Genomic DNA, 5,943 nt, shown 5'->3' with positions numbered 1-5,943 from the left:
TCCAGATTTTATCGCCAACATATACCTGTCGAAAATTGACCGCACCACGTCCGAAAGTCAGCATGACTTCCGACTGACTATCGCTCTTAAATACCTCATAAACACGCCCGCCTTCTTCCCGATCTTCAGGATGCCCACAATCGAACACGATCCCGTCGCCAGCTTTAATCGGCGCGATTGGATCGATGGTAATTGCTTCTCGATCGGGATAAACTCTAGTAACTTCGCCTAAATAGACACCCCGCTTTTTCCCAAACCGAGCGTGTACCAAAGCTTGATTATTAATCCCTTCAAACCAGCCTGTATATAACCCCCGCGAAAAGGCCATTTCCAAATTATACAAATCGCGTTCTGGCTCGACAGGAATACCTAAATCTTGGACGATCCGATCGAGTGCCGATCGATAGACTTTCGTGACACTAGCCACATATTCAGGCGTCTTCAGTCGCCCTTCAATTTTGAGACAACTGACGCCACTTTTGACAATTTCGGGCAAGACATTCAAGCCAGATAAATCTTGGGGACTGAGTAGATATTTGCGATCGCCAACATAATAAGATTCGCCATCGACGATCAGATCGTAAGGCATCCGACAAGCTTGAGCGCATTCGCCCCGATTTGCCGATCGACCGCCCAAAGATTCACTCGTCAAACATTGTCCCGAATAGGCGACACATAATGCCCCATGCACGAATACTTCGAGGGGAATAGATATCTCCCGCTTACCCAATTGTGCCTGAATCTTGTCAATTTCCGTCAGCGAACATTCGCGCGCTAAGACAACTAAATTACATCCCAATTCATGGGCAAATTCCACCCCCGCCGCACTCGTCACCGTCATCTGCGTCGAAGCATGAATCGGAAAATCCGGCGATAAATGGCGAATTAATTTACACAGCCCGATATCTTGAACGAGCGCCGCATCTACTCCAGCTAAAATAATACTCCGTAAATATTGCTCCGCCGCTGGCAATTCCTGAGGAAATACCAACGTATTCATCGTGACATAGCCCTTCACCCCGCGCTGGTGCAACCACGCCATCAATTCGGGGAGATCGCCCTCAGTGAAATTCTCCGCCCGCATTCTGGCATTAAACCGCTCCAACCCAAAATAAATGGCATCCGCACCATTTTCGATCGCGGCTTTGGCACATTCCCAGTTTCCCGCTGGCGCAAGCAGGAGGGGGCGATAGGTACGCGTTGGTGAAGGCGTGGGTGTTGGCATTTGCAGGGAATAAATCTATACCCCTGTATTCTAGCTCGACTTATCGATCGACTCGATCGTCATCATCATTGAGTTATTTCGTCGGTAGATAGGCTAATTCACTGTTTATGCCTAAAATTGAAGTATCCCCATCTTGCCCAAACTAACGGGGATCTGCCACGATAAAACCGATTACCGAATCAGATGACACAAGCTAACGAACCAAATGATTTCCCGCGCGAGATAGATCGTCAGTTGCGACATCTAAACAGGCGGGTAGAGCGATTAGAAGAGACTCAAATTACCACTCAAGAGTTGGCTAGAGCATTCGATAGAGTATATGACGATACAAGTGCAATTCGACGGAATTTGAGAGATTTAGACCAAAATGTGGACAGACGTTTCGATGAATTGAATGGAAAAATCGATATTATCATGCGTTACATCACCGGGCAAAATAACTCATAACCCGATGCTCTGGTGGAAATGCGATACCAACTATTCTCATCGTCTGCGCAGCGATGATGTTAATTGCCAAGGGACAATTTATGTTACCAACAGACAGGTTAAAAAAACGAAATTCATGAAGATTGAATAGATCGTCGATTATTTACTGTGTAGATCGGCACTCGACTCGATCTCAATCCCCGCAATACTTTTACCCTCATGATGTGTGAGTGCGGCATACTTACTCACCCCCACTCGTTGAGAACGATAAATACCCGTATGTCCAGAGCAGAGATAACTGCAAATACAAGCAATTCCAGCATAAATACCAACGGGCGCACCGAATAATTCGATCGCCATCAATGTCGAAGCTAATGGTGTATTCGCAGCACCAGCAAATACCGCCACAAATCCCATTCCCGCGAGTAATGGTGCGGGTAAAATCGTTAATGGCGCAAGAGCATTACCCAAGGTTGCGCCAATATAAAATAAGGGAGTGACTTCACCACCTTTAAATCCCGCGCCCAGACTCAGAGCCGTAAACCCGATTTTGGCAGCGAAATCCCAGGGGGGAAGTTGAGTATTAAAAGCACTAACGATCGTCGGAATGCCCAAACCGATATATTTAGTCGTACCGACAAGCTGAATCGCGATCGCTACCAAAATACCACCGATAAACGGGCGCAAGGGTGGATAACTAATTTTGGATTTAAAGTAAGCACTAATTTGATGCGTCAGGGTGGCAAACAGCCATGCGGTGAGTCCAAAGACGATACCAGCCAACATCGCTGTCAACAGCCCCCAGATCGTCAATTCGGGGACGATCGGGATTTGGTAAACTGTGTGGTGTAGTCCCCAGGCTAACGTAACGCGATCGCCGATAATCGCCGCGATCGCGCATACAAACAAACCATCGTAGCGAAACTTCCCAAACGCTAGGACTTCCACTCCAAATAACATCCCCGCCAGTGGGGTGCCGAATACCGAGGCAAATCCACCGCTAATACCCGCCATCAGCACCAGCCGTCGCTCTGTACCATGCAGCCGCAATAGCTGCGTCAATCGATCCGCCAGTGCCGCACCCATCTGTACTGCCGTGCCCTCTCTACCTACCGAGGCACCCACTACATGCGCGATCGTCGTCCCGAGTAATACCAAAGGTGCCATCCGCACTGGAATGATGGCTTGCGGATCGTGAATTTCTTCGAGCAGTAGGTTGTTCCCAGCCTCCACACTCCTGCCCAAATAATGGTAAATTAGCCCGCTTGCCAATCCGCCCAAAGGTAACAACAGCAAGATCCACAGATGAGATTCTCGCCATGCTGTCGCCCACTCTAACGCCGCTAGGAGGACTGCTGAAGAGGTGCCAGTGAAGATGCCGATCGCACTACCGATCGCCAACCATTTCAGCAGATATAGCAGAGTTTGAGCTGGTTTGAGTTGCCACCACCGAGTCATGTAGTTTGCCAATATTGAAATCGTGCTGAAGATCGCCCGATAATCTTGAAAAAGAGTGTACTGTAGCCGTACACTCGTTCCCATCTCCAGTATAAACGATCGCTATTTTAGCCTCGGTCGGGAATAATAAAGCTAGCAACACGGTAACATAGAGATCGATCCAGTTCGGATCGAACGTTATTAGAATCGGTCAATAATGAACGTCACAGAGGAAATGAAGAATCTGAAATTGTGACTACACGCGATAATCGATCGACATCTCAGCTAGATCCCTTTTAGTTTAGGAGCAATCAACCAAAATGCAATCACGCGCAGTCCGAGAAGGTTCAGTTGGATTGATGCTTATCGCTGGGCTGGGAATCTTTGGTGCAATTTTCTTGTGGCTTAGGGGCTTGACACCGGGCAGCCAAAATTACAATGTGGTAGCGCAGTTCGCCGAAGCACCAGGATTGCAAACTGGTGCGGCGGTAAGGTTTCGGGGCATTCGAGTCGGTAAAGTCACCAGGGTCGAACCTGGAGTCAATGGGGTCGAAGCGGTAATGGAAATAGATAATCCCAATACGATCGTGCCTAAAGATGTCGCGGTGGAAGTCAGTCAAACTGGGCTGATTGGCGAACCAGTTGTCGAAATCACCCCCCGCAGTGCGAGCGCAATTAATACCAGTACGATCGCTAAACCCCTCGATAGTAAATGCGATCGCAATCTAATTCTTTGTAATAATTCTAAAGTTAATGGTCGCGTCGGATCGAGCTTGAATGAATTGATTACCAAAGTCACAAAATTAGTTGACGCATTCAATAGTCCGGAGATCGTCAGAAATCTCAATAGTACTTTAGTCAAGACGGGAACGGCGGCTGAAGATTTCTCGCGCTTGAGCAAAAATCTCAATAAAGTTACTAATGATTTTTCCAGCTTGCCCAAATCCGTCGAAACTGGATTGAATAATTTATCAGTCAAAGCTAATGTATTGACTGGCTCGATCGATCGCACTAGTACTAAATTCGGACAAACTGCCGATAAATTCAACGTAACAGCAGCCGAACTCACCGCAACGGCTGCTGAATACAAGAAACTCGCAACATCCGTCAATAGTTTAGTTGTCGAAAATCGCAAAACTTTTGCATCGACCCTCAATAATTTCGATAAATTGAGCGTAGACTTACGCAAAACGGTTAACTCAGTCAATCCTTCGATCGCCAAATTAAACACGACAGTTTCCAAAATCAACTCAGATAAACTAGCTAAGGAGCTGGAGAGCTTAGTCAGTAACGCCAATCAAACATCAATTAATCTCAAAAATATTACATCTAATCTAAACGATCCGAAGACAGTAATCCTATTACAGCAAACATTAGATTCCGCTCGATCGACATTTCAGAATACTCAAAAAATCACCGCCGATCTCGACGATCTCACTGGCAATCCAGAGTTTAGATCTAATTTGCGAAACTTGGTGAATGGTTTGGGTAAATTAGTCTCCTCCACCGAACAACTCGAACAACAAGCGAAATTAGCCCAAACGATCGAGCCATTAGGGAAATCCCTCGATCTCATCAGCAAACTACCAATACCAACTTCCACACCAGCTAATCCCAGTCAACAACTAGATCGCACTCAACCATTGCTCAATCCCCAAGAGCCATTCAAAATCGATCGTCGCTGGCATAATTCCACTCCTAAAGAATCGACAAATCCTCAAACTAAACCATAATCGATCTGTGAGAGCTAGCTTCGGCAAGAACCCCGACTTTTCGGAAAAGTCGGGGTTCTGAATTCTCTAATTCGAGCTAAATCGATCGACTCTAAATCCGAGCAAATGGTTTGCGTCGTCTCTAAAGCTAGGAGAATCGATTATTTCGATCGAAAAATCGCATCTAGATCTCTATAACCGCTGACTACCTTGATGATTGCAATATTTTCGCCTTCAATAGTGTAGAAAACAATATAATTTTTGATGATAAAGCCACGCAGATTTGGTTTGAGTGTATCATAGTTATTGCCACTTAATGAAAATTTGGCAACGCACACATTGTTTTCTAATGTCATCAAATAAATTGCTGGCGGCATCTGGGTTGTCAATGGCAATTGCATCGCAAATCGATTCTAAATCTTGAATTGCGGCTTTGCTAAAAGAGTAAGTACCCACTATTTTGGCTCTCTGTAGCTGTCGATTCTAGTTCTCAAGTTAGCGAAAACTGTTTCTCCATCGACAGTATCGCCCGTTCTTGCTTGCTCTAAGCCGATCTCGATCTCCGATCGCAGTCGATCTAGTTGGGCTTGCTGAATCTCGGTCAAAATTAGCTCTGAGGCGGGATCGTTACTAGAATGAAGTGAATTAGCAATATGAGTAATCAGCTCGATTCTGTCGTCTCGATTGCTGTCGCAGCGACGCATCGACTCGGAGGTTTCCTCCGAGTTGTGTGCGTCAAGACAGACGGCAAGCCGTTCGGCAAAAAGATTCTAAATGATTGACATCATATCTAGTAGCCTATAAAAATTGCGATTGGAAAGTATGTTAAGATAGCATTATCCCACCAATTAGTAGGATTCAGGCATGAGCGCGAAAGTGAGCATCACATTAGATGAAGAAATTTTGGAGTTCGTGGATCGATCGAGCCAAAATCGCAGCCAATTTATCAACGAAATTTTGTCCAAAGAAAAAAAGAGACAATTTTTGAAAGAATTGGAGAATGCCTATACAGAGCTAGCCAACGACTCAGAATATCAAGCTGAGATTGAGTTGTGGGATGTCACAGTTGGAGATGGAATCGATGCCTAGTGGCGATCTCCGGTACCGGAGAGGCGAGATCTGGTGGGCGAATTTAGCTCCCAC

The 5,943-nt window shown here is 46.0% G+C and carries 7 protein-coding genes; 3 read left to right on the top strand and 4 right to left on the bottom strand.

Annotated elements, in window-relative coordinates; translation table 11 throughout:
• Positions 1–1,225 (bottom strand): peptidase U32 family protein (locus RMO84_RS07480; RefSeq protein ID WP_310487841.1); only part of this gene is annotated, 1,225 nt, incomplete at its 3' end.
• Between the two features lie 183 nt (positions 1,226–1,408).
• Between RMO84_RS07480 and RMO84_RS07475 the strand changes: the two genes are divergently transcribed.
• Entirely contained in the window at positions 1,409–1,672 is a 264-nt protein-coding gene (locus tag RMO84_RS07475; protein WP_310487840.1) for a hypothetical protein, read from the top strand.
• Between the two features lie 138 nt (positions 1,673–1,810).
• Here the strand turns inward: RMO84_RS07475 and RMO84_RS07470 are convergent, their stop codons facing one another.
• Positions 1,811–3,109, bottom strand: coding sequence for a voltage-gated chloride channel family protein (locus RMO84_RS07470; RefSeq protein ID WP_310487839.1), 1,299 nt, complete (start codon positions 3,107–3,109; stop codon positions 1,811–1,813).
• Between the two features lie 299 nt (positions 3,110–3,408).
• On the opposite strand from RMO84_RS07470, the gene RMO84_RS07465 reads away from it, so the two are divergent.
• Positions 3,409–4,821 (top strand): MlaD family protein, encoded by a 1,413-nt coding sequence (locus RMO84_RS07465; protein WP_310487838.1) that lies wholly within the window; start codon positions 3,409–3,411, stop codon positions 4,819–4,821.
• Between the two features lie 140 nt (positions 4,822–4,961).
• Here RMO84_RS07465 and RMO84_RS07460 read toward each other — a convergent pair whose 3' ends face one another.
• Positions 4,962–5,201 (bottom strand): type II toxin-antitoxin system RelE/ParE family toxin, encoded by a 240-nt coding sequence (locus tag RMO84_RS07460; protein ID WP_310487837.1) that lies wholly within the window; start codon positions 5,199–5,201, stop codon positions 4,962–4,964.
• Between the two features lie 54 nt (positions 5,202–5,255).
• Positions 5,256–5,504, bottom strand: a complete 249-nt coding sequence (locus RMO84_RS07455) for a hypothetical protein (protein ID WP_310487836.1) — start codon at positions 5,502–5,504, stop codon at positions 5,256–5,258.
• 160 nt (positions 5,505–5,664) lie between these two features.
• Here RMO84_RS07455 and RMO84_RS07450 point away from each other — a divergent pair, with 160 nt between their 5' ends.
• Positions 5,665–5,889, top strand: a complete 225-nt coding sequence (locus RMO84_RS07450) for a hypothetical protein (RefSeq protein ID WP_310487835.1) — start codon at positions 5,665–5,667, stop codon at positions 5,887–5,889.
• The last annotated feature ends 54 nt before the right edge of the window (positions 5,890–5,943 follow it).

Source organism: Chamaesiphon sp. VAR_69_metabat_338 (assembly GCF_031423935.1).
Lineage (GTDB): Bacteria > Cyanobacteriota > Cyanobacteriia > Cyanobacteriales > Chamaesiphonaceae > Chamaesiphon.
This window is presented reverse-complemented; position numbering and strand designations above follow the sequence as displayed.